The 23,548-nt window shown below is 53.8% G+C and carries 25 protein-coding genes; 18 read left to right on the top strand and 7 right to left on the bottom strand.

Annotation, left to right across the window (positions count from 1 at the left end):
- The first annotated feature begins 49 nt into the window (after positions 1-49).
- The 9 genes from plsX to ACYX34_RS02670 all read left to right on the top strand — a co-directional run bounded on the left by plsX (position 50) and on the right by ACYX34_RS02670 (position 7,506).
- A complete protein-coding gene (gene plsX / locus ACYX34_RS02710) occupies positions 50-1,069 on the top strand; it encodes a phosphate acyltransferase PlsX (protein ID WP_462075018.1) in 1,020 nt (339 codons plus the stop codon).
- On the top strand, positions 1,066-2,040 hold the full coding sequence (locus tag ACYX34_RS02705; protein ID WP_462075017.1) for a beta-ketoacyl-ACP synthase III: 975 nt from the start codon (positions 1,066-1,068) through the stop codon (positions 2,038-2,040). The genes plsX and ACYX34_RS02705 overlap by 4 nt, the downstream gene beginning before the upstream one ends.
- A 119-nt stretch (positions 2,041-2,159) precedes the next feature.
- The gene (gene fabD, locus ACYX34_RS02700) at positions 2,160-3,095 is read left to right on the top strand and encodes an ACP S-malonyltransferase (RefSeq protein WP_462075016.1); all 936 of its coding nucleotides are present in this window, start codon (positions 2,160-2,162) and stop codon (positions 3,093-3,095) included.
- Between the two features lie 76 nt (positions 3,096-3,171).
- Complete coding sequence (gene fabG / locus ACYX34_RS02695) at positions 3,172-3,915, top strand: 3-oxoacyl-[acyl-carrier-protein] reductase (RefSeq protein ID WP_462075015.1); 744 nt, start codon at positions 3,172-3,174, stop codon at positions 3,913-3,915.
- Positions 3,916-4,005: 90 nt separating this feature from the next.
- The gene (acpP, locus tag ACYX34_RS02690; RefSeq protein WP_090895437.1) at positions 4,006-4,239 is read left to right on the top strand and encodes an acyl carrier protein; all 234 of its coding nucleotides are present in this window, start codon (positions 4,006-4,008) and stop codon (positions 4,237-4,239) included.
- Positions 4,240-4,242: 3 nt separating this feature from the next.
- A complete protein-coding gene (gene fabF / locus ACYX34_RS02685) occupies positions 4,243-5,505 on the top strand; it encodes a beta-ketoacyl-ACP synthase II (RefSeq protein ID WP_462075014.1) in 1,263 nt (420 codons plus the stop codon).
- A gap of 13 nt (positions 5,506-5,518) precedes the next feature.
- Positions 5,519-6,226, top strand: coding sequence for a ribonuclease III (gene rnc, locus ACYX34_RS02680; protein WP_462075013.1), 708 nt, complete (start codon positions 5,519-5,521; stop codon positions 6,224-6,226).
- Positions 6,227-6,343: 117 nt separating this feature from the next.
- The gene (locus tag ACYX34_RS02675; protein ID WP_462075185.1) at positions 6,344-6,907 is read left to right on the top strand and encodes a peptidylprolyl isomerase; all 564 of its coding nucleotides are present in this window, start codon (positions 6,344-6,346) and stop codon (positions 6,905-6,907) included.
- Positions 6,908-7,113: 206 nt separating this feature from the next.
- Positions 7,114-7,506, top strand: a complete 393-nt coding sequence (locus ACYX34_RS02670; RefSeq protein ID WP_462075012.1) for a PilZ domain-containing protein — start codon at positions 7,114-7,116, stop codon at positions 7,504-7,506.
- 254 nt (positions 7,507-7,760) lie between these two features.
- Here the strand turns inward: ACYX34_RS02670 and ACYX34_RS02665 are convergent, their stop codons facing one another.
- Complete coding sequence (locus tag ACYX34_RS02665) at positions 7,761-8,459, bottom strand: hypothetical protein (protein WP_462075011.1); 699 nt, start codon at positions 8,457-8,459, stop codon at positions 7,761-7,763.
- Positions 8,456-9,439, bottom strand: a complete 984-nt coding sequence (locus tag ACYX34_RS02660) for an NHL repeat-containing protein (RefSeq protein ID WP_462075010.1) — start codon at positions 9,437-9,439, stop codon at positions 8,456-8,458. The genes ACYX34_RS02665 and ACYX34_RS02660 overlap by 4 nt, the downstream gene beginning before the upstream one ends.
- Positions 9,440-9,661: 222 nt before the next feature.
- On the opposite strand from ACYX34_RS02660, the gene folD reads away from it, so the two are divergent.
- From folD to panB, 3 genes are read left to right on the top strand one after another with little or no spacing between them, the layout of a single operon-like run.
- The gene (folD, locus tag ACYX34_RS02655) at positions 9,662-10,522 is read left to right on the top strand and encodes a bifunctional methylenetetrahydrofolate dehydrogenase/methenyltetrahydrofolate cyclohydrolase FolD (protein WP_462075009.1); all 861 of its coding nucleotides are present in this window, start codon (positions 9,662-9,664) and stop codon (positions 10,520-10,522) included.
- Positions 10,523-10,532: 10 nt separating this feature from the next.
- Positions 10,533-11,420 (top strand): methylenetetrahydrofolate reductase, encoded by an 888-nt coding sequence (locus ACYX34_RS02650; RefSeq protein ID WP_462075008.1) that lies wholly within the window; start codon positions 10,533-10,535, stop codon positions 11,418-11,420.
- The gene (gene panB / locus ACYX34_RS02645; protein ID WP_462075007.1) at positions 11,420-12,208 is read left to right on the top strand and encodes a 3-methyl-2-oxobutanoate hydroxymethyltransferase; all 789 of its coding nucleotides are present in this window, start codon (positions 11,420-11,422) and stop codon (positions 12,206-12,208) included. Before ACYX34_RS02650 ends, panB begins: the two co-directional genes overlap by 1 nt.
- A 7-nt stretch (positions 12,209-12,215) precedes the next feature.
- On the opposite strand, the gene ACYX34_RS02640 is transcribed toward panB, so the two are convergent.
- The 4 genes from ACYX34_RS02640 to ACYX34_RS02625 form a co-directional block, all read right to left on the bottom strand.
- Positions 12,216-13,034, bottom strand: a complete 819-nt coding sequence (locus ACYX34_RS02640; RefSeq protein ID WP_462075006.1) for a symmetrical bis(5'-nucleosyl)-tetraphosphatase — start codon at positions 13,032-13,034, stop codon at positions 12,216-12,218.
- A gap of 126 nt (positions 13,035-13,160) precedes the next feature.
- The gene (locus ACYX34_RS02635) at positions 13,161-16,067 is read right to left on the bottom strand and encodes an ATP-binding protein (RefSeq protein ID WP_462075005.1); all 2,907 of its coding nucleotides are present in this window, start codon (positions 16,065-16,067) and stop codon (positions 13,161-13,163) included.
- 359 nt (positions 16,068-16,426) lie between these two features.
- The gene (queF, locus tag ACYX34_RS02630; RefSeq protein WP_462075004.1) at positions 16,427-16,858 is read right to left on the bottom strand and encodes a preQ(1) synthase; all 432 of its coding nucleotides are present in this window, start codon (positions 16,856-16,858) and stop codon (positions 16,427-16,429) included.
- A 19-nt stretch (positions 16,859-16,877) separates the two neighbouring features.
- Positions 16,878-17,126: a methylenetetrahydrofolate reductase C-terminal domain-containing protein gene (locus ACYX34_RS02625; protein ID WP_462075003.1), complete on the bottom strand. Its 249-nt coding sequence runs from the start codon at positions 17,124-17,126 to the stop codon at positions 16,878-16,880.
- A 440-nt stretch (positions 17,127-17,566) separates the two neighbouring features.
- Between ACYX34_RS02625 and ACYX34_RS02620 the strand changes: the two genes are divergently transcribed.
- From ACYX34_RS02620 to ACYX34_RS02600, 5 genes are read left to right on the top strand one after another with little or no spacing between them, the layout of a single operon-like run.
- Entirely contained in the window at positions 17,567-18,460 is an 894-nt protein-coding gene (locus tag ACYX34_RS02620; RefSeq protein WP_462075002.1) for a thiamine pyrophosphate-dependent enzyme, read from the top strand.
- A gap of 21 nt (positions 18,461-18,481) precedes the next feature.
- Positions 18,482-19,198: a 2-oxoacid:acceptor oxidoreductase family protein gene (locus ACYX34_RS02615; RefSeq protein WP_462075001.1), complete on the top strand. Its 717-nt coding sequence runs from the start codon at positions 18,482-18,484 to the stop codon at positions 19,196-19,198.
- A gap of 20 nt (positions 19,199-19,218) precedes the next feature.
- Positions 19,219-19,542 carry a pyruvate ferredoxin oxidoreductase gene (locus tag ACYX34_RS02610; protein ID WP_462075000.1) on the top strand — a complete coding sequence of 108 codons (324 nt, stop codon included), beginning with the start codon at positions 19,219-19,221 and terminating at the stop codon, positions 19,540-19,542.
- Positions 19,543-19,558: 16 nt separating this feature from the next.
- A complete protein-coding gene (locus ACYX34_RS02605; RefSeq protein WP_462074999.1) occupies positions 19,559-20,323 on the top strand; it encodes a carbon monoxide dehydrogenase beta subunit family protein in 765 nt (254 codons plus the stop codon).
- A gap of 41 nt (positions 20,324-20,364) precedes the next feature.
- On the top strand, positions 20,365-21,699 hold the full coding sequence (locus ACYX34_RS02600; protein WP_462074998.1) for a transketolase C-terminal domain-containing protein: 1,335 nt from the start codon (positions 20,365-20,367) through the stop codon (positions 21,697-21,699).
- 123 nt (positions 21,700-21,822) lie between these two features.
- Here ACYX34_RS02600 and ACYX34_RS02595 read toward each other — a convergent pair whose 3' ends face one another.
- Positions 21,823-22,071, bottom strand: a complete 249-nt coding sequence (locus tag ACYX34_RS02595; protein WP_462074997.1) for a hypothetical protein — start codon at positions 22,069-22,071, stop codon at positions 21,823-21,825.
- Positions 22,072-22,109: 38 nt separating this feature from the next.
- Here ACYX34_RS02595 and ACYX34_RS02590 point away from each other — a divergent pair, with 38 nt between their 5' ends.
- Complete coding sequence (locus ACYX34_RS02590; RefSeq protein ID WP_462074996.1) at positions 22,110-23,288, top strand: small ribosomal subunit Rsm22 family protein; 1,179 nt, start codon at positions 22,110-22,112, stop codon at positions 23,286-23,288.
- Positions 23,289-23,548 lie beyond the last annotated feature (260 nt).

The raw sequence follows: 23,548 nt of genomic DNA, 5'->3' as shown, positions 1-23,548 counted from the left end.
TCGTGTTTAGCCTGTCTTTCCAACGCCATTCGTGAGTACACCAAGCCGTATGAAGATCGCGCTCGACGCGGTAGGGGGGGATCATGGCCCAGCACCTTGTGTAGAGGGTGCTCTACAAGCCGTGAAAGAGTGTGACGTCGAGGTTATTCTTGTCGGCGACGAAGCCATCCTAAAACAAGAATGCCAGCGTCAATCCGGTCACGACCCTCGCCTGTCCATCAGGCACGCGTCTCAGGTCGTTGAGATGCATGAGTCCCCTGCAGCGGTGGCCAGGAAGAAGCGGGATTCGTCGATTTGGGTTGCGACGGAGTTGGTGAAAAGCGGCGAAGCCGGAGCGGTGGTGAGCCCGGGGAACACAGGGGCGAGCATGGTGGCGTCCTTCTTTATCCTGGGATTGATCAAGGGGGTTGAACGGCCGGCGATTGCCACGAGTCTTCCAACATTGAGCGGAGAGGCGATCATGCTCGATGTCGGAGCCAATGTAGACTGCACCGCCACCCATCTTGAGCAATTTGCCTTGATGGGGAATGAATATGGCAAGCATCTGCTTGGTAAGCCGAATCCACGTGTGGGGCTGTTGAGCATCGGTGAAGAAGACAGCAAGGGGAATGAGGTCACGAAAGAAGCGTTTAAGCTGCTCAAGGCCAGCTCGATGAATTTTGTGGGGAATGTTGAAGGGCGTGATGTCTACAGCGGGATCGCCGATATTGTCGTTTGTGATGGGTTTATCGGAAACGTTGCGTTGAAGATCTCTGAAGGGGTGGCCGAGATGATCAAGCGGTTGCTCCTGAGGGAAATTTCAGGACACTTCTTCGGTCGACTTGCCTATCCTCTGATTGCCGGGCCACTGGCAAATCTCAAGCGGAAAATTGACTATGCCGAATTCGGAGGGGCCCCGCTTCTGGGCGTGAACGGGGTGACGATGATCTGCCATGGACGGTCGTCGGCGAAAGCGATCAAGAACGCGATTCGCCGAGCCAAGGGGATGGCCGAGGGCGGAGTACGAGAGCTCATTCAGCGCGACATTGAGGAAAGTCATTCCCGTCCGACGATGGAATCCGAGCGATGAAGGCCTACATTTCTGGCACCGGCTCATATGCACCTGCCAAAGTGCTGACGAATGCGGATCTTGAACAGATGGTCGCGACGTCCGATGAATGGATTCGCGAGCGAACCGGCATCCGTGAACGGCGTCTTGCGGCGACGGGAGAAGCATGCTCGGATCTTGCGGTTCAGGCTGGGAAGCGGGCCTTGGATTCGGCCGGGTTGGCGGCAACCGATCTCGACATGATTTTGGTTGCCACCTGTACGGGTGATTACCCGCTTCCGGCCACGGCCTGCCTCGTTCAGCATCAGCTTGGAGCGACGAAAGCTGCGGCCTGCGATCTTTCGGCTGCGTGTTGTGGGTTCGTCTACGCGCTTTCTGTGGCGGATGCCTATGTAAAGAGTGGACTGCGCCATGTTTTGGTGATCGGTGCTGAAGTCATGTCCGCGATCACGGATTGGACCGACCGTAATACCTGTGTGTTGTTTGGAGATGGAGCCGGGGCGGTAGTCGTCAGTGCGAGTGATGGGGACCACGGAATCCTCTCCACACATCTTCGTTCTGACGGAACATTGTGCGAGCTGATCATGGTGCCTGGTGGTGGTTCACGGACGCCCCTGTCCGAAAAGGTGGTTGAGGAGCGCCTCCAGTACATCAAGATGAAAGGGAACGAAACGTTCAAAGTCGCAGTCAGAACGTTGGAGGAGATTGCTCGGACGACCTTGTCCGTCCATAATCTTCGGGTGGAGGATGTGGATCTCTATGTACCGCACCAGGCCAATATCCGCATTCTCAAGGCCGTGATCGAACGGCTGGGCTTTCCGATCGAGAAGGTGCTTCTGAACGTGGATCGATATGGCAATACATCGGCGGCATCGATCCCCATTGCTCTCGATGAAGCAGTTCGTGAGGGGCGTGTGCAGGCTGGTTCCTTGGTGATGCTCGGTGCCTTTGGAGCAGGACTCACGTGGGCCTCGGCCGTCATCAGGTGGTAGGTGAAGATCTGCCGAGGGTCAAGAGGAGTTCTGAGTCGATTTCGTCTGGATGCGAGCAGGCGGTCTGTAAAACTTTTCCCGTTGACTTTGCACGGGATTTCTAAGATATCTAACGCCCCATGACGCAAAAAATCGGTGTGGTGTTCCCTGGGCAAGGGTCTCAATCGGTCGGGATGGGGAAGGCGCTCTATGATGCCTACCCCTCATTGAAAACTGTGTACGATGAGGCTTCCTCGGTTCTGGGGTATGACGTGGCAGAGTTGTGCTTTGCTGGACCGGCTGAACGGCTCAATCTGACCGAATTCACTCAGCCGGCGTTGCTTGTCAGTAGTATCGCTGCCTGGAGGCTTCTTGAACCGGTTGGGATCAAGCCCATCGCAGTCGCAGGCCATAGTTTGGGGGAATACTCCGCGTTGGTTGCGGTCGGTGGTGTTGCCTTTCGTGATGCCATTGGCCTGGTTCAGAAACGTGGGCGCTACATGTCCGAAGCCGTTGCGCCTGGAACCGGCCTTGTCGCGGCTCTCTTGGGATTGACCGCCGAAGTGGTGAAAGAAGTCTGTCGTGCGGCCTCGTCAGTCGGAGTGGTAGCCGCCGCGAATTTCAACTCACCCGGTCAGGTCGTCATTGCCGGTGAGAAGGCAGCGGTGGAGCGAGCTATCGCGTTGGCGAAGGAACAAGGCTGCAAAAAGGCTATTCCGTTGCCCGTCAGTGTACCGGTTCATACGCCATTGATGCAGCAAGCAGCTGATCGGTTAGCCAAGGACCTGGGTGCTGTTCGATGGGCGGAGCTCTGTGCACCGCTCGTGAATAACGCAGAGGCAAGGGCGATCAGTCGGGCAGAGGAGATTCAGATATCGTTGATTCGCCAGTTGCCTTCTTCCGTCTTATGGGAAGATACGGTGCATGCGATGGGAAACATGGGTGTGACGACCTTTGTTGAAGTCGGCCCCGGCACGGTGTTGACCGGTTTGATCAAGCGGATTCTGCCCGGCGTGAATGTTTTGAATGTCAACGATCAGAAATCCTTGAATGCGACACTCAAGGCGGTGAGCTGATTGGAGACTATCCTGACGAGAAATCAAGTGATGAACCGTTTTTTCGCCTGTTAACGCATTATCTGAAAGGTCCGCGATGTCACTACAAGGGAGAACCGCTATTGTAACTGGTGCCGCTCAGGGCATCGGGCGTGCGATTGCCGAAGCGCTGGCTCAGGCGGGAGCGGATATTGCCGTCGCCGATCTCGATCCGAGCCGTTCTGCGGAAACTGTGACTGCAGTGGAAAAACTCGGGCGAAAGGCGTTGAACCTCAAAGTCAACGTGGCAGATACCGGTGAAACCAAGTCGATGGTCGAACAAGTGCTCAAGGCTTGGGGAAAGGTGGACATCCTGGTCAATAATGCCGGGATCACTCGTGACGGCTTATTGTTACGGATGAAAGACGAAGATTGGAACCTGGTCCTTCAGATCAATTTGAACGGCACCTTTAACTGTACCAGGGCGGTCTTGCAGCCGATGACCAAGCAGCGGTATGGTCGTATCGTCAACATTGCCTCGATTGTTGGGGTGATTGGAAACGCGGGGCAGGCGAATTACTCGGCTTCGAAGGCAGCCGTCATCGGGTTTACGAAGACAGTCGGGCGGGAATATGCTAGCCGTAATGTGACGGTGAATGCGGTGGCGCCGGGTTTCATCGATACGGCGATGACTCATGGGCTTTCCGCCGATGTCAAAGATACATTACTAAAGCAGATTCCTCTGGGCCGCTTGGGGACGCCGGCCGACATTGCCGCAGCTGTGCGTTTCTTGGTATCCGAGGAAGCAGCCTACATCACGGGTCATGTTTTGCACGTAAACGGCGGTATGTTGATGGTGTAAAGATAGCGCGTCTCTTGGGTGGATGGTCGTCACAGATCCCCGTGTGGCGGCCCAGGTGAGAGTATACCGGGGAAGGAGGTAGTGAGATCGATGGCCACTGTAGATGAACGAGTCAAAAAAATTATTGCCGAACAGCTGGGCGTGGAAGAAGACGAGGTCACACCGGAGGCCTCTTTCGTTGAAGACTTGGGAGCGGATTCGCTCGATACGGTCGAGCTGGTGATGGCACTCGAGGAAGAATTTTCGATCGAAATCCCCGATGAGGATGCCGAGAAAATTCTGACGGTCGGGAAAGCATTGGATTACATCAAAGAAAAGTCTTGAACTATGGGTGCAGGTGAATCAGATCAGCCAGCTCGGCGCGTCGTTGTCACCGGTCTTGGGTTGGTGACTCCGTTGGGTACTGGCGTTGAGAAGACGTGGAAGGCCGTTTGTGCCGGCGAGTCAGGGATTGGCAGGATCACGAGATTTGATCCAACCGGGTATGATGCTCAAATTGCGGGTGAGGTGAAGGATTTCGATCCGGCTCGGTTTATTGAAAAAAAAGAGATCAAGAAGATGGATACGTTCATCCACTACGCTGTCGGTGCGGCGCAGCTGGCTGTGGACGATGCAGGATTAAAGATCTCGCCGGAAGAGGCCACGCGGGTCGGGGTGTATATCGGCTCCGGGATTGGCGGTCTCGGGTCGATTGAACATTATCATGATGTGCTCAGGGCTAAGGGGCCGGGACGAGTCTCACCGTTTTTCATCCCGATGACCATTATCAATCTGGCCTCTGGACAAGTGGCGATTCGGATAGGAGCCAAGGGGCCCAATTCTTGTGCGGTGACGGCTTGCGCTACGGGCAATCATTGCATTGGAGACGCGTACCGCCTGATTCAACGAGGTGAGGCTGATGTCATGGTGGCCGGCGGTGCCGAAGCGGCGGTCACTCCGCTGGGTGTCGCGGGATTCGCAGCGGCTAAGGCATTGTCATTCCGGAATGATGAACCGACAAAGGCAAGTCGTCCGTTCGACAAGGATCGTGATGGATTCGTATTGGGCGAAGGGGCAGGAGTCGTCGTGATTGAGGAACGTGAGCATGCCATCCGGCGTGGGGTCAGAATGTATGGAGAGATCATCGGGTATGGAATGAACAGCGATGCGTATCACATTACGGCTCCACCGGAAGAAGGCGAAGGAGCTGTGCGGTGTATGGAACTTGCGCTGAAGGATGCGGGAATCTCACGTGATCAGATCGGTTATATCAATGCGCATGGGACATCGACGATGGCCGATGCGATTGAGACCCGGGCAATAAAACAAGTGTTCGGTGAGCAGGCCCATCGTATTCCCGTCAGCTCGACCAAGTCCATGACGGGGCATTTGCTCGGTGCGGCTGGCGGAATCGAAGCTGTCTTCAGCATCTTGGCGTTGTTCCATGGGATGCTTCCCCCCACGATCAATCTGGATACTCCCGATCCTGCCTGTGACTTGGACTACGTTCCCAATAAGGCTCGGTCTGCCGCGATTCAGGTGGCCTTATCTAATTCTTTCGGATTCGGCGGCGTGAACGCCTGTTTGATTTTCAAGCGACTGGATACGTAGCACGTATGCCTTGATGATGCCTGCCTTTTCTGCCGACTCCTCACGTGCCTTCTTGAAATATCGATTCACGGATGACAATCTTTTAGAAGAGGCGCTCACGCATAAGTCGTACGTGAATGAGCGTCGGGAGTCTAGCCATACACACAATGAACGGCTTGAGTTTTTGGGAGATGCCGTTTTATCGCTGATCATCAGCGATTATCTGGCGAGACGATATCCAGAACTGAGCGAAGGCGCTCTCTCCAAACTCAAGGCAAAGCTGGTGAGCGAGGCGCCGTTGGCGAATGCCGCTCGGCGGCTCGACCTTGGGCGCTATCTGAGGCTTGGTCGAGGGGAGGAACGGTCCAACGGAAGGGACAAAACGTCATTGTTGGCTGACGCGCTGGAAGCCATCATTGCTGCGGTCTATCTGGATGGAGGTTTTGAGGCTAGCCGTGATTTCACGATCGATATTCTAGCCGATGAGCTGCATCAACTTGATGCTGTTCATGAACAGCCAGGAGGCGACGATTACAAAACGCGCTTTCAGGAATGGTGTCAAAAGCGGTATGAGATGTTGCCGCAGTATCTGGTGGTGGGTGAAACTGGACCGGACCATCAGAAGCTCTTTGAGGTGGAAGTACAAGTGAATCACCGAGTCGTTGGGATTGGGCGAGGAAACAGCAAGAAGGAAGCGGAGCAGGAAGCTGCGCGCCGCGCGCTGGAGGAGATGGAGTGTTGAGTTCGCACTCTGTTTGAAATAGAAGGGTGTTACAATAGGGGGTCATTGTAACGGGAATGGTATGGGAGGTCGGTGATGTTCAAGCAAACAAGATGGCGTATGCTGGCGGGGGGGCTGATCGGTCTACTGTTGTTGGTCACAGAAATTGGGTTGCTTCCTGCTGCTGATAACACGACGAATTCAAAGGCGGACGTTCCGAAGAGCCTCCGGGCGATTATCAAAACGAAATTAGGGGATATCGAAATCAAATTCTACCCGGATGTCGCGCCCAAGCATGTGGAGAACTTTGTCAAATTAGCCAAGGATGGTTTCTATAATGGTACGATTTTCCATCGTGTCATTCCTGGGTTTATGATCCAAGGAGGAGATCCGAATACGAAGGATTCTCTCAAAAAGGACACCTATGGTCAGGGTGGTCCCGGTCATTCGGTCAAGGCGGAGTTCAGTGACATCCCGCACAAGCGAGGTGTCGTCTCGATGGCCCGGGCTTCAGATCCAGATTCTGCAGGGTCGCAGTTTTTTATTGTGGTGGAGGATTCTCGATTCCTGGATCGAAAGTACTCTGTGTTTGGTGAGGTGACCAAAGGTATTGGTGTGGCTGATAAGATCGTGAATCTTTCACGTGACGAGCGTGACAATCCACGTGAGCGTGTGGAAATGACAGTGACCATAGTGGAGTAGTATTGCGTCTTGTGGTGAGTCCTAAAATGTGTGTTTGAACTACCAGTTGTGTCGGTATGGCTATCTCTGCCTTTCATGCGCGGAATCATGTCATATGTGTCTACCTGACGTTTCCGCCTTCTGAGGGAGAACTTTCGTAGGATTCCCCCCATCTGGTTTAGCAGGTACCCTCACTCCTGGTTCATCGACTCGTCAATGGAGGGGGTATGCATTCCATCGGGACGCGCCGGATGTATCGTCGTATCGAGGCAGACTACCCCAGCTGTTATCTAACGAGTCATTCTGTGAGACTCGCGGCTGTTCGGGATATCTCGTTAAATGGGTTTCGGGTGAGATGCCTCTCTGCTCCTCCAGACCAAACCATCCTGAAGCTTCATCTCTGGCTGCCTGGCCAGAAGGATGGTATGACGATCGATCAGGCAGTCGTGCGATGGGCGGAACAAGATGAATTCGGTGTGCAGATCGTCTCTCTCTCAAATGGTGTGGATTGTCGGTTGGCCGAGCATATCGAACAGCTCTTGCGCCAGCGATCGTCGGGTGAGTCTGCAGAAGATGCTCTAGCCAATGCGAGTGGGCTATACCAGTTTGCTCGACAGTAGATTATCGTTTCAATTGAACTTCTGAAATTTTCATATTCATACACATCATTATTGATCCAGTTGTTACGGCCTGCTCGCAGGATTCTGGAGGGCTGTGTCCAACCCGCCAATCGTCGAGACTCTCGGTGTGCTGAACTATATCTAAACATAATCTACTGTTCTCTGAGGTCTTTCTCAACGGGGAAGGTGACGAAGAGTGCGTTCGTTGGTCCGGTGCGTCTGCGAGCGAACCAAGGCAAAGTCAGGTAGATGGTTTAGGGATGGTGTCTGCACTCAGGGCCGTGGGTGTGTCCTTCCGGGGCTGGTGAAGGCAGGAAAGATTGTCCAGGAAGAATAATATGCCCTGGTTCGTGCTTCCGCTTGAGGTGATCGGCGATTTCAGGATGGTGCGTTTTGACATAGCCGATCAGCCCTCCTAGAAACCGGCTGGACTGAAAATCCTTTCCCGAAAACGTAGAAACGAATTTGTCGATTCGGTCCAAGACGGCTGGAGCGTCAGATGGATCCGCGATCTGATCAGGGTTCTGCTTTTTGAAGCTGTCGTATTCCTTCCGAAGGTGTTCGGCAAACACCGGCATGGGGGCGGCCGGTACATGGAGGGGGCTGAGTGTGCGTCGGAGGGCTTGAAGAGCCGTGATAACCTCAGCATCCTGTCCGTCTCGGCGTCCTTCAAAATAGCTAAACGTGATGACTTCAATCAGATTAAAGAGAGCAACGGCCTTTTGTCCCCCCGTTTCGTCTAATTCGCGATAGAAGTCTCGGCGAAGTGGTAAGAATTGCTCACTGAGTCGTTTTTGTTGGTAATCGCTTCCGGCGTCGAGATAGACACAATCAGCCGGGCAGGAGATGCGGGTGAGGCGATGCTCGCCGCAGCAGAGGCTGCAGATCGAACCTCCGAGCGCGGGACATGGGCGCTTTCCTTTGCGGTCATGGCAGTACAGGCATGTACTCATTTCTTCGGTCCTTCCGAGGGTGACTTAGGAGGGGGAGGAATGAATCCGTAGTCAGCGAGTGTACGTTTCTCGCTTTTAGACTTGGCTGATGATGGGGTTTCCAGCCCGTTCATTTCAGCTGCATGGACATAGTAGTAGGGAACCAAGATGAGATTATTTGCGCGGTCGATACTGATGTCGGCCGGAGCGGGGAGATACTCAGCAATGACTTGGAATCGATGATCTCTGGTCATCCGCCAAATCTTGCCTTTTGTGAGGTCTGATACATACATATTACCCCACTGATCGAAATCAACTCCGCTCAGGTTTTGGAAACGACTGGTAAAAAACCCATTGGCCTCCAGTTCGGTCAACTGTCCCTCAGGGGTGATCTCCAGAATTTTCCCCTTGTCCCAGCTCACCACGATGAGGTGGTTTGTTTTTGGGTGGACAGTGAGTCCTGCGGGGCCTGCGAGTCGTTCGTCGTGGATCAGGAGGTCCACCCGATGGTTGTCTGATGGATTGATCCGGTAGATAGAATTGGCGGTTTGATCGGACGCGTAGAGGAGGCCAGTTTGTGAGGTAGTCACATCGGTCAGGGAGACCTGCGATCGGGACGGCGAGGAAAAGGAGACTGTGATGAGCAATTTCCCGGTTGTCTTGTCAAAGCCTTTCAGTTGATCAAGGTCAGCGACGTAAAGAATAGACCCGATTAAGGCCATGCCCTTGGGCGCGTGTAGAGTGATGTCAGTCACACCGCCTTGGATGAACTTGAGGTTGGTGACTTTCCCCTCAGTATTCAACTTCGTAATGAAGCCGTTATTATCACGGGCCTCGGGTTCTCCATTGATATTAGAAATAAAATATTCCTTCCCGGACGGATCACCGACAAAACTATTGGGCGTCTCCAGCCCGGTGATCTGTACGGCCTCACAGGGTAAGGCAAAGCCCACCATCAGTGCTGCAACGAGGAAGGAGTGCTGATAGGAAGATAAGGGCAACGGAGAGACATCCCTGAATGAGATAAAATACCATCGTACCCAGGGGGTAGAGAGACTGTCAAGAAATGACGGTGAGGGTCAAAGAGGCGATGAGTGTCGAAATGGTACTTACCGGACCTTTCAGGGTTTGCTCTTAACCCGCGTACAGCGTTGACTTGCATAAAATTTCCCTGCTAAGTTGCCGAAAATATTACTGACTCAATTGCGAGAGGGAGGGAGATTGTGGCTGCACAATTGATCGACGGCAAAGCGCTGGCGCAACAGGTTCGTGATCGACTGGCACAAGAATCGGCTGAGCTATTGGCGAAAAAAGGGGTCATCCCTGGTCTGGCTACCATCTTGGTCGGTGATGATCCCGCTTCGCATGTCTATGTGAAGAATAAACAGAAGGCCTGCGAGATGGCCGGCATCTATGTCGATGACCACAAGCTTCCAGTCAATACGAGTCAGACCGAATTGCTGATGCTTATTGAAAAAAAGAATGTGGATCCCAAGATTCATGGCATTCTGGTTCAGCTGCCCTTGCCCAAACATATCGATAGCAAAGTGATTCTTGAGGCTGTTTCTCCGTTGAAGGATGCGGATGGGTTTCATCCCTATAACTTCGGCCGATTGGTAGAAGGGCATCCGGTGTTTGAAGCCTGTACTCCCAAAGGCGTGATCAAGATGATTGAATCGGCCGGTGTGACCATCGAGGGGAAACGAGCCGTCGTTGTCGGACGAAGTAACATTGTGGGGAAACCGCTGGCGCTGATGTTGCTGCAGCGCAACGCCACCGTCACGATTTGTCATTCAAAAACGAAGGATCTTCCGGCGGTCTGCCGTGAAGCAGACTTGTTGCTTGTCGCAATCGGGAAAGCGAAGTTCGTCACGGCGGATATGGTGCGCGAAGGGGCGGTGGTGATTGATGTAGGAACGAATAAGACGCCTGAGGGGAAGTTGTGCGGTGATGTGGATTTTGAGCCAGTGAGACAGAAGGCCGGCTGGATCAGTCCCGTTCCTGGCGGTGTGGGTCCCATGACGATTGCCATGTTGCTGGAGAATACAGTCGAGTCCGCCAAACGAGCCGCAGGAATGAAATGAGAGGCCGGTCATGAGCCGAGAGCCGCAGCGGTTGGTCGATGTCTTGAATCGCGGGACATTCGCCGTTACCGTCGAATATAACCCTCCAAAAGGGACGAATATTTCTGCTGTCTTGGAGAATGCCAAACAGCTGGTGGGGCGTGTCCACGGTGTGAATATCACTGACAATACCGCCGCTGTGGTACGTGCCGGGTCGCTTCCGGTCTGTCGCCTGTTGTATGAACTGGGGCATGACCCGGTGATGCAGCTGACCTGCCGTGACCGCAATCGGATCGCGATGCAATCGGATCTGATGGGCGCGCACATGCTTGGGATCAGGAATATTTTGTGTCTTACTGGTGACTATCCAACGGTGGGTGACCACAAAGAAGCCAAGCCGGTCTATGATCTCGACTCCGTTCAAGTCATGCAACTGGTGCGGGGCTTGAATGACGGTAAGGATATGATGGGCAACAAACTGGACGGGGCTACGGCATTTACCATCGGGGCAGCCGTGACACCCGAGGCCGATCTCGTCGGGCCGGTATTGGCAAAGTTTGAAGTGAAAGTGAAAGCCGGCGCCCAGTTTTTCCAGACTCAAGCGGTCTACAACCCCAATGTCTTCGCCAGCTTTATGAAACAGGTGCAGCCGTTCAAGGTGAAGGTGTTGGCCGGGATTCTTATCTTGCGCAATCACAAGATGGCGGAATTCATGAACGCCAATATCCCCGGCATGTCCGTGCCGAAAGAGATGATTGATGAGCTGAAGGCTGCCGGGGACCGAGCGGAAGATGTAGGTGTCGACATTGCGGTGAGGACCATCAAGGCCGTGCGGCCTCACTGTGACGGTGTCCATATCATGGCGATCAAGGCCACGCATCGATTGGCCGAGATCATTACCAAGGCAGAATTGGGCTGATGACGATCCTTGACTTCCAACAAGCCAAACGAGACAAGAAGAAGCTGGTCGTCGTCACGGCCTACGATGCGCTCTTCACTCGCATCGTCGAGCAAGCAGGAATCCAAGCGATATTGGTCGGTGATTCGTTGGGTGTTGTCGTGCAAGGCAAGTCGAACACGTTGGCCGTGACAATGGAGGAGATGCTGTACCACACCAAGCTGGTTGCATCGGCTGCGCAGCGCGCCTTGGTGATCGCTGATATGCCGTTCATGTCCTACCAGGCCAGTACGGAAGAAGCCGTCCGCAACGCGGGCCGTTTTCTCCAAGCTGGAGCGACGGCCGTGAAGCTGGAAGGTGGGGGGGGCATGGCGGATCGTGTCAGGGCCATGACAAGCATCGGCATTCCCGTCATGGGACATCTTGGCATGACCCCGCAATCGGTGCATGTGCTGGGTGGGTACAAAGTGCAGGGGAAAATGAAAGATCGAGCCGCTGTGCTGCTGGACGATGCCAAAGCGCTTGAGGCGGCCGGCGCATTCGGGTTGGTATTAGAGGCCATGCCGATCAGTGTGGCCAAAGACATCACGGAGGCGATTTCCATTCCCACCATCGGTATCGGGGCCGGCCCCTGCTGTGACGGACAGGTCCTGGTGCTCTATGACCTCCTCGGCCTCTTCGACGACTTCGTTCCAAAATTCGTCAAGCCCTATGCGCATCTCAAGACGGACGCACTCCAAGCGGTCCGTCGATATAAGGAAGAGGTCGAGCAGGGGAAGTTCCCCAGCGACTCGGAAAGCTACCACTGATCAGTATTTAGTCTGGGTCGGTCATCCCGTCACATGGCACCTGGAAAAGTCGCTTGTTCTCTAGGCATAGGGCCGTAAGCTCTCTCCCCCACACGCAGCCGCTATCGATCGCCAAGAGGCGATCTTCGCAATGGAGTCCCAACGCGGCCCAGTGGCCACAGACGATCGTCGTCTTCCCATGGCGTCGGCCCGGAATCTTGAACCAGGGGAAGTATCCTGAGGGAATTCGGTCTGGATGACCGTTGTAGGAGGACTCCATCCGGCCGTCCGGTGAGCAGGCACGAAGTCTCGTCAAGACCTTGAGGACGGTGGCGAGCCGAGTGGAGCCCGTTAGAGTTGGAGACCATTGGAGATGCTTGCTGGGATACAACGCGCGAAGTGTGTCTCGGTAGGAAGGACCTTGCAGACTTATCTCGACTTCACGGGCCAGCTCTTCTGCCTCATCGATCGACCATTGCGGGAGCAAGCCTGCGTGGACCATGGCAAGAGAGCCTTCACGATAGAACAGGGGCTGGCACCGTAGCCATGTGAGGAGCTCGTCGCGATCGGGTGCGGTAAGGATTGGCTGCAGGGTGTCTTCGGGGCGAAGGGGTACGATGTTTTCGGCCACAGACAAAAGGAATAGATCGTGATTGCCTAAGACGACCGTAGCTCGGTCTTTCAGGTTCTTGATGTAGCGGAGGACCCTTAGCGAATCAGGGCCACGGTTCACGAGATCGCCGACGAACCAAAGTCGATCTGTCGTTGGGTCAAAGCGAATGCGCTGGATGAGACGTTGAAGGGGTTCGTAGCATCCTTGCACGTCCCCGATCGCGTAGGTGGCCATGTGTAGACTTGAAAGTACCGCGATGTATCTGAGGGTGCAAGCACTTCGTTGTACAATTGCGGTCGGTCGCAGCCATGAAGCGGCATCGATGCGAGGTTGTAGTGCTTCGATGTGCACTCGTTCTTTTCAGGCCGCCTTTTCTAACCACGGTGCCAATGCGTGATGCAGCTGATCAAAAGTGAAGGGTTTAGTGAGGTACCCGTCCATCCCGGCCGCCAAGCATTGCTCTCGATCGCCTTCCATTGCACTGGCTGTGAGCGCGAGAATCGGAAGACGGCGGCGATATGGATGGTGTCTTTCTTGTTCACGAATCAAGCGAGAGGCTTCCAATCCATCGAGGTTGGGCATCTGGCAATCCATGAGGATCAAGTCGTAGGATTGGGCGTCGATTGCTGCCAACGCTTCCTGTCCGTCTTCGGCAATATCTACCGTACATCCCAGCAACTCCAGCATCGCCACGGCGATTTCACGATTCACGACGTTGTCTTCAGCGAGCAAGACTTTTCCGTGGAGAGTGGCTGGAGTGTGTTGAGGCGGTGCTGGGATAGATGACATCTCGTTGTCCGTACGAACCTCCAGTGGAACGGTAAATCCGAACGTTGAGCCGCGACCTGGTATGCTTTCAAGATCAACGGTCCCTCCCATCAAGTGAACCAGCTGTTTGACGATCGTAAGGCCGAGGCCCGTACCCCCAAACTTGCGTGTCGTCGATCCGTCGGCCTGGGCAAATGCATCGAAAACGCGGGCCTGGGATTCGGGCGGAATACCGATGCCTGTATCACGAACCGTGATACGAAGCAGAATCTGGTCCGGATCGCGCTTGAGGCAGTCCGTGTTCACGGTGATCGATCCGGTGGCGGTGAATTTGATGGCGTTTCCGATCAGATTCAGGAGGATTTGTCTCAATCGCGTCGGATCTCCCCGGAGTGCAGAGGGCATACTCGGCGCTATTGCGATGGATAGGGAAAGTCCCTTTTGGCGGGCAGCTTCAGAAAACAACTTGACTGCATCATTAAGGAGGTGGGAGAGGTCAATATCGGTGTGCTCGAGTTGGAGCTTCCCTGCCTCAATCTTTGAGTAATCAAGGATGTCGTTGATGATCGTGAGTAGTGAGGCAGCAGATTGTCGTACAGTATGGGCCATATGCCGCTGTTTATCGGTGAGAGGAGTCGCCAGGAGCAGTTCGGTCATGCCGAGAACTCCGTTCATCGGTGTGCGAATTTCATGGCTCATATTGGCCAGAAATTGAGACTTTGCGACACTGGCCGCTTCGGCGGCATCTTTCGCGAGCGTCAATTCTCGTTGAACAACTTTGAGCGTCGTTATGTCCGATGCGACACCAAGGAAACTCGTGATCGTTCCCTCCGGATTGCGTAGAGCCGTGATCGTCAGGAGGACGGCGAGTCGACCCCCGTCCTTTCTCATGTAGGTCCATTCATGGGTATTGGGAAGGCCACGACGAGATTTTTCGACGAAGACGTCAAAGCCGGGCTGCAGGTCGATCCCAAGCTCAGCGGAAAAGATCTGGGCGCGTGCCGCCACTTCTTGGGGATCGTGAAAAATTGCGGGTGTCTCTTTCCCAACCAATTCGTCGGCCGAATAGCCTAAGAGCAGTTCAGCGGCCGGATTGAACACACGGATGATTCCATCCGGGGTCGCCGATATGATGGCGTGCCCGGCATTGTCTAGGATCGCCTTCTGAAACTCAGACACGTCACGAAGTGCTTGTTCGGCACGCTTCTGTTCGCTGATGTTTCGCACAGTCGCTTGCAAACCGGTCTTTCCTTGGAGCGTAATCCGTGTCAGGAGCACGGTGGCAGGAAAAGTTGGGCCGTTGATACGCCGATGGATCCATTCAAAATAGTGCGACCCCTCTTGCATGGCTTGCTGAATTACCTTGGGTGCTTTGCTGGTAGAGAGTTCGCCGTTTGATTGAAAAAGCGGGGAAACGTCCCAGGGGCCTAACGAGGTGAAGTGCTCTGCACTTTCTGCTCCAAAGAGGGCAACGGTTGCGGGATTACAGGCTGTGAATTTCCACTCCGGTGGAAATAAGAGCATGATGGCATCCCGTGATGATTCAAAAATCCCACGATATTTCGTTTCATTCTCGCGGAGGGTCAACTCCGCTTGGGCTCGCTCTGCGGTTTCTCGTTTTAGATCGTCGATGGCATCGTTTAGTTGCGCCGTTCGACTTGTGAAGGCATCCTCAAGCCAAGAGGTGGATGTCTGTATCAAGTGAATCTGCTTGGTTAAAAGCCCAAGGGTATGGTTGATGAGTGCGACCGTTCGCTCGATTTCTCCGCATTGAGATGGAATGATGAACGCGGAACCTGTTGCAGATCCTTCGGTCGGTGATTCCAGGTCAGGGAATCGCTGGTTGAGCGATGTCAATGTCGTCTGCAATCGGTCGGCTGTATCGCGAGAGAGGACGGAAATGCGATGCATGCTGATCAAGACGATGAGTATGCTCGATCCGATCAAGAGGACGCCGAGCAGAATTGATTCCCGTGTCGCGCGAGCCATCTGCTGACGCATCTTAGTGAGGGGAAACTCGATGCGAACCCAGCCTGCAATCAGCTTTCCGTCCCAAAGCGGCTCTACAGCCACGAGGAATTGGGATTCATGGGATGTCTCATCGTATCCAATGATTTTGCTTCCACGTTCCCATGCCTGGGTCGTGTGGGAATCAGTTACGGTGCGCCCGACCCGTTCCGGTTCGGTGGAGGCCATGATCCTCCGGTCAGTGCCTAAGAGATCCACACGGGCAATGTCTGGATCATCGTGATAGCTATCCAAGGCTGCTTGAATCCGGTGGAGATTCTCGTTAGGAGCGGCGGCTTCCAGTATGGTGAACGTGAGTCCGATGGCGTAGGCGCGAGTTTGTGTGGATTCTTCGAGCGAGGTCTTGATCTCACCCAATCGCCACGTGGTGGCGATGAGCAAAATGATTCCTAAGAGCAACGAAAGCGTAACTGTCGTGCGCAGACGAAGGTCTTGTCGCCAGATGGCGCGAAAGTGACTGAATAACGACATGGCCGGTCGCTAACTGAGAAGTCTAGTCAAAGCTCTACATGGTTGGAACTGGAGTTCCCTTCCGCCCACGCGAACGACGTGTGGGACCCACTCATGAAATGAGACACCATCTCTTGAAGAAATGCGAGTGTTTTTCAATATGTCAAGCAAGTCAAAGGTGCCCGATTATGCGGCTCTGAAACGCATGCTGCATCGCATCGGGGTGTAGGCGTGGACCAGCCTGTTTACTAGCGACAGATGTTTCCTACTACTCATACTCGGGGAAGACGATATGAAGATGTGGCCGGCATGGTTCTACGCTAAGCCAGCGATGACCTGAAGGATGTCTGCAGCGAACAATGAGGGGAGTCTTTGAAGAGCTATGCTTTTAGAGTCCGCGGATATCGGGCTTCAATCTTGCTGGAAAGCCCCCCCCGTGCGGTAAATGTGCCGGTCACTGTCGCCCACACAGGGCGGCAGGCGTGGACGACATCGTGGAGGATTCGGTTCACGGCGTTCTCGTAAAAGATGCCAAGGTTACGGTAGGCATGGATGTACATTTTGAGGGCCTTGAGTTCGAGGCATGCGTTGTCAGGCATGTAATGCAGGGTGATGGTGCCAAAGTCCGGCAAATTTGTCTTGGGGCAGATTGCGGTGTACTCGGGAATGTCGATCGTAATTTCATATCCCTTATACTGATTTGGAAAGGTTTCAATCTCCGGCAGACGAGCATGGATGCCGCTTTTTGCATGTCGTTCGTTGTAGCCGAGTTTTGTTGTTCGCAAGCTCTTGCGTAGCTCTTTACCTTTCACTCCTTACCCCTCTCACTGTTTAGACTTGTTTCATCCATTCCGTCTGACCGATTTTTTCAAGTTCTAAGTAGAGCGAGACCCAGGGGCATTTCATCTCAGGGTATACCTCGCAGAGTCCTCCTTTGCGAACCCCTCCACAGGGACCATGTGCCATAAATTTTGGACACTCAGCCTTGAGGGTGTTATCTGGAATCGGTGGACGCTTATGCACTCCACCCACATGGGTTCCTGCCTCATCCTCACCAGGAATCAGTACGCGCAGCGACATACACTGCAGTGTAAACAGATTGTCGTAGATCAGCAATCTCTAAACATGAATTGCCATCGATGATCCTCTTAATTCATAAGGGGCCGGTTCTCTAGGTTGGGGCGAATGGCCTACATCAAACCGCCAGGCCTAGGCCTTCTTTGGGAACCCCTGGGTCCTCTTTAAAGTTGCGTTGATTTTCACGGCGCTATACTATCTTGCGCAACGTTGACTAGCCTATGCTTGGGTGGAGTAGGCTTCCGAACAGAGAAAAGACTGAGCAAAGATTGACAGCCTTTTTTCGGCTTTGCTAGGATGCCAAGGGTACCGTTGTTTTGTATTGTGTGGTCCCAGGGCTCAAGTCTGCAAACCCTCACGTTTTCTTCGATGCATGTCGGTGGAGAGAGGTGAAAACTAGGTGCAGCGGCCCGCCGTTGCCAACGATATAAGGGAGGTGTCTGATGAGTCTCGATTATGTCAAGTTCTCCAATGGGTTTGAGAAGTTTATGCCGAAGGAATATCGGGATCTAGTGGAGCACGGACCGTTTGGAAAGAAGGTCACGGTTTCACAAGTGGGAAGCTTTAAGGAAGTGTTGGAAGAACATCCCATGTGTGCCGGTTGTGCCATGACCCTCTTCATTCGCTTGGCCATGGTCGCCTTCCCCAATCCAGAAGATACGATTACCGTTGGGACGGCCGGTTGCGGTCGGCTTGCCATTTCTCAGGCGGCGATTCCCTTCGTCTACGGCAACTACGGTGACCAAAATGGAGTAGCGAGTGGGCTCTCGCGTGGTCTCCGGCTGCGTTTTGGTGACAAGCCCAAAGACGTGGTTGTGATGGCTGGCGACGGTGGAACGGCCGACATCGGTTTCCAGCAGGTGCTCCACTCCTGGTTCCGTAAAGAACGGTTTACGACCATCATGTTGGATAACGAAGTGTATGGGAATACCGGTGGGCAAGAAAGTGGGATGACCAATCGCGGCGCGGTGTTGAAAATGGCTCCCCTTGGTAAGAAGTTTGAAAAGATGGACATGTTGCAGATGGCAAAGGTGGCTGGTTGTGCGTATGTTGCCACGGTCGTGCCGAATAATCCGCGCCGAGTGGAAAGCGTGATCAAGAAAGCGGTTCTGATTGCGCGCGAAGTTGGGTCGACCTACATTCAGGCGTATACGTCCTGTAATATCGAGTACGCCATTCCAACTGACAAGGTCATGGAAGACGCGAAGACCGTTGAGAACGATCGCTATCAGTTCACGGAGTATGTCAGCGAAGAGGCCAAGCAGTACCTTGCGGAGCGCTATGGCTATAAGGAGTTCCTCCCTAAGCCGGCTGCCGCAATTCCTAACAAGGCCTAAGCGAGCGAAGGAGATTCCACGATGGCAAAGCGCTTTAATATTCGAATGGCCGGTGTCGGCGGACAGGGTGTCGTGACCGGGTCTCACATTCTGAGTACGGCCGTCATTAATGCCGGCGGCGAAAGTACGATCGTGCCATTCTATGGCTCTGAAAAGCGGATGGCGCCGGTCGAAAGCTATGTTCGAGTGTCGGATGAGCCGATTTATGAGATTGGCGAAATCACCTTCCCGCACATCATTATCATCTTCCATCCGCAAGTCATTACGCACGGCAAGTCCTACACGATGCCGTTCTATTTTGGCCTGAAAGAAGATGGGGTTGCCCTGATCAATAATGATGGGCCGATGAATCTTCATCGAGACCAGGCGGCTGAGTTGCAGAAGCTTCGAGCCAAGCTGTATTACTTTCCAGCGACCAAAATCTCATTGGAAGTCGCAGGGATGGACCTCGCTACCAATATGGCGCTGATGGGCTGTATCGGCGCAATTACAGGACTGACAAGTATGGCGGGCTTAGACCAAGCCGTAAAGGACCGGTTCCTCGGTAAAGGCTTTGTAGTGTCCGGTGGTACGGCCGCCCTCGACAGTGTCGTCGAGCGGAAGTTCAAAAAGAAGCAAGAACTGATCGAGAAGAACGTCGCCGTTATGCGGGCGGGATGGAACTATGCCGTCGATCATGGGTGGGCTGCGGCTAATGTGAAGCGGGTTGAAGAGCCTGTCGCAGCAGTCACCGCGTAACCGGTTATAAAGGAGACTTCATGTACCTCGTAGCCGATATAAGTGTTGAAATTTGTGCCGCGAAGAGTTGCAAGCTCTGTACGCAGTACTGTCCAGAAGCCAACACGATTCTCTACAGCGATGAGATGGGCAAGGATCAAGGATTTAAGTACGGCTCCGCGTACGTTGCAGTCGATCGTTGTAAGGGATGTGCTCAGTGCGTGTGGGTTTGCGACAATATGGCGAAGAATAATGCCATCAAGATGATCATGATCGATCAATTGCCGAAGGCGGCGTTGACGGACAATATTACGTATGGAGAGAAGAGCACCACGGCGGTTTTAGCAAGTCCTGTTGTCGGGTAAGGAAAGGGAATCAGGCGTGGCAATCACACAAGATACGAGAGAGCGAATCATCGTGCCGGGTCCGGCTGGCTTCCATCCGCCGTCTGCGGCTCAATTAGGTGTCGACCTGCCAGATCCGGGGCAGGGGCTGTACTATGGTCTTCTTGAGCCAAACGAGGAAGTTGTCATTGAAGAAATGGCTCGCAAAATGTTGACGAGCCCGAATGCGACGATTTTCCCGGGTCCCCTGCTTTTGTGGGCCTGGAACGATCACGCGGTAGAAAAAGCAAAGGCAACATTGGAAATTGCCGCACAGATTCCGGAAGTCATGATTATTCCGATGCCGGACTATCGTCCAAAGTATCCGAAGATCGATCCTGAAGAGGTGATCAATCCGAATCATCCGAATTTGACGATCTGGGGGAATAAGATCGAAGCTTGTATCTTCATCGGCGTGCATTGCCATTATGCCAATCTCACCCTCAAAATGATCCGGGCGGGAACCAATTGCTGCACTATGGCGATTTGTGCGGAGCAGGGCCATGAAGATGCGATGCTCACGATCCGGGATTCCGATACGCTGAAAATCAAGCGCGTCGCGCAGATTTTCAAGCGTGTCCGGGAAGAGCTGGGAATCAAATTACCTGAGGGTGGAGAAAATGTCCGTTTTACCGGTACCCAGTCGAAGGTGCATGGCGGTAAGACCCATACCAATCCGATGGCGTTTGCTCCGACTCCCGGTGGAGCGGGCAGCGCAGCGATGTTTGGCCATTCTGCAGAACAGATGAAGCGAGAAGGGTAGGCTGAGCGAGCAGCTCACCGTCCATATAGAGAGGTGCGAATATGAGCGAAACCGAAGTGAAGACCAATCCTCAGGGCGATCCCATCACCAGCGTGGCAGCTCCGCCAAGCGCTTCAAAAAAAGATCCACATGGCGAAGCAAAACGACAGAAAGTTGTGACTCCTGAATATATGTTTCATGAGGCGCCTCGGACGAAGGAGTTCATCACCGGTAGCGAGGCCGCAAAGGAAGCGATTCGTCGTTCGAATGTGGATTTGGCTATTGCCTATCCCATCACGCCACAGAGTGAAACCATGCAGCTCGTTGGGGTGCTCTATGGTGAAGGCTATGTGAAAGAATACTATCGTGGCGAGGAAGAGGTCGGTGTGATGGCGGCTATCGCCGGAGGTTCTCGCGCAGGCGTTCGATGCTATACGGCCACGGCCGGACCCGGTACGTTGCGTGGTTTGGAAGGTATTGCGTCATGGCCCGGCCACCGTCTTCCGGTGGTTGCCATGTTTACCTGTCGAGTCGTCAACGCACCACTCGCCATTCAGCCGGACAATATCGAAGTCGCCTACTTACTGAATTGCGGAATGATCGTGTTCCATGCCGAGAATCAACAGGACATGTTCGATTTTACGATGGCTGGGTTCACGATCAGCGAGAAGAACGATGTGACCTTGCCCGTTGGGGTATGTTGCGACGGCTTCTTCGTGACCCATGCCCGTGGCTATGTGCGGATGCAGGATCGTGGGATCAAGTTGCCCCCGCGTGAAGCGTGGCGCGGCGCAGTGCCAGTGCTCGATGCGGAAAATCCTCCCGCTCGTCTCTCTCGTGATGCCCCGGTTCAGAAGTCGAACTTCATGGCGTACAACATTCACGCCGTCTGGCAGCAGGAAGTGTGGGCAGCCGTCGAACGGTCTCGTAAGTACATCAATAAGTACATGGGTGGCTTACTTACGGCGGAAAACGTCGAAGGCGCGGACGCCATCATCATTGCGTCCGGCAGTGCTGCGGCCCAGTCGCGCGAAGCTGTGCGTCTCTGCAAGGACAAGGGGCTCAACGTCGGCCTCATCAAGGTTCGTTCGCTTCGCCCATTCCCGACGAAGGAACTGCGTGAATTGTGCGGAAAGACCAAATTGATCGTCGTGCCGGAATTCAACTACGTTGGGTGGCTGGCGAAAGAAGTGGCCACTGCGATCTATGGGTACTCCAAGGCCAAGATCATCGGCGGTCCGCGCGTGTATGGCGGTCAGTCTATGCCGGTGGAGTTGATCCTGGATGAAGTCGAGTCCGGTCTGACGGGCAAGAAGTCGACGAACGTCGCGATGTCACAGGTCATGGGTGGTACCGTCAATCCAGACGAAGTTGCCCAGTTTATGCGAAGCATCTAAAACACCAAGAAACGGTAAAACGAGAGCCCGTGCGGCATGTTGCCGGACGGGCTCTTTCATTTTTGGGTCTATCTGATTGACCGGACAGACCAGAGAAACCAGATAGACCCAACAAACTGTTCACTACCCCTGAATCTCGTCCTCCACCATTTCCTCGCTGGCCGGCATCCCATAGGCTACATATTTGGCATAGGATAGATAGATCCCTGCACTATCTGTCATAGCTTTGGACCCGGCCGTCAGCCGAACGACTTTGTCGGAGCCGGGTGGTTCAATGTTTTGGAGCATGGTGACGTGGTCGTGCAGGAGTCGGATATAGCGTTCCACTGCTGCTTCCACGTCTTTATAGGCCTTCAGAATATCATCCGTCATGGTTGTCCTCCATAATAGCATGAGCATACACTACGTTCATGGGACGCCTCAACGCCACGGTATCACCAGAGATTCTTGATGCCATCCACGTCAATGTTGAGCGGGTAGGCCTTTCGAACAGGGAGCTTGCTCAGGCTGTAGTCGAACTGTCCCGCATGTTCACCAAAGACCGAGATGGTCTCAATGGGTCGTACCTCAATGACAGATTCTTGGGCACGGCCTATCTCCAGTATTTCCTGCCAGTGAATCTAGCCAAGATTCAGGTGTTGCTGGATGAAATGCCTACTCCTGAAGTAAATAAGGGTTTCTCAGTCTTGGATCTTGGTGCAGGCCCTGGTACTGGAGCGTTGGCGGTCCTCGATTGGTGGCATCAGCGAAAGCTGCCGTATGCCTTGTCTGTTACCGCGATTGATGGCTCAGCAGAAGCTCTCAGACAAGCCAGGCAGTTGTGGGATCGATACTGCCAGGCGGCTAGTGTTGGAGCAGCGAGCTTGCAGGCCTATGGAGGAGATCTTGAGCGACGAGTCTGGTTGGAGCAGGTTAAACCACGGGCGCCCTTTGATCTTATTATTCTCGCTAACTGCTTGAATGAGGTCTGTACAGATGCGCATGATCCAACCGCCATGCGCACTGGCCTGATAGTGGAATCCTTATCGCTCCTCGCACCGCACGGCACAGTGATGATCGTCGAGCCGGCTCTACGTGGAACCTCCCGAGGATTGTTTCACGTGCGTGACCGACTCCTCCAAGAAAGGAGCTGCACCGTTTATAGCCCTTGCCTCCATGAGTTAAGTTGTCCAGCCTTGGTGAAGCCTGATGATTGGTGTCACGAAGAGCGAGCTTGGGAACCGCCTGTAATAATTCAGGAGATTGGTGAGTCAGTTGGGTTCATCAAAGACGCGCTGAAGTTTTCCTATTTGTTACTCAGGAAGGATGGACGAACGATCGTGGAGCGGCAACCTGACGTATATCGAGTTGTGAGCGAGCTGCGAGTTATGAAGGGGGAGAAGCGAGCCTGGCTCTGTAATGAACAAGGCCGACAAGAAGTCGGCCGGCAGGATCGTCTCGCATCGTCAAAAAACGAAGCATTCGACCAATGGCATCGTGGCGCGATCGTGCAGATTGATCGGATTGCGCGTAAGGAACGGAGAGGGAAGGTTTCGTCGCTAGGTCGGATCGAACAAGACGGAGCGGTAATCGTCATTCGTTCGGTCTAGCTGTGGCTAGGTGATGAACCCTGTGCGCGTTCGAATTCAGCATTGACAGGTAGCTCAAGCTCACTTACTTTTCATGACTTGATTCTGGTGGGTAATTCAAATAAGAAGCCCATGAGCTTATACAGGATTGAATAATAGATCTTCCAAATAAAGAGCAAGTCATTCGTGTTTCCAAGCTGGCTGTTTAGGATCAAAGCATGGCTGGAAGGTTCGAAGGCTCTACAGAGGAGATGACCAAGGTGTTGCAAGATCTGCCGGAG

The sequence above is a fragment of the Nitrospira sp. CMX1 genome, assembly GCF_054902215.1.
Note: the sequence above shows the minus strand (reverse complement) of the source record. Positions and strands in the feature narration are given on the sequence as shown.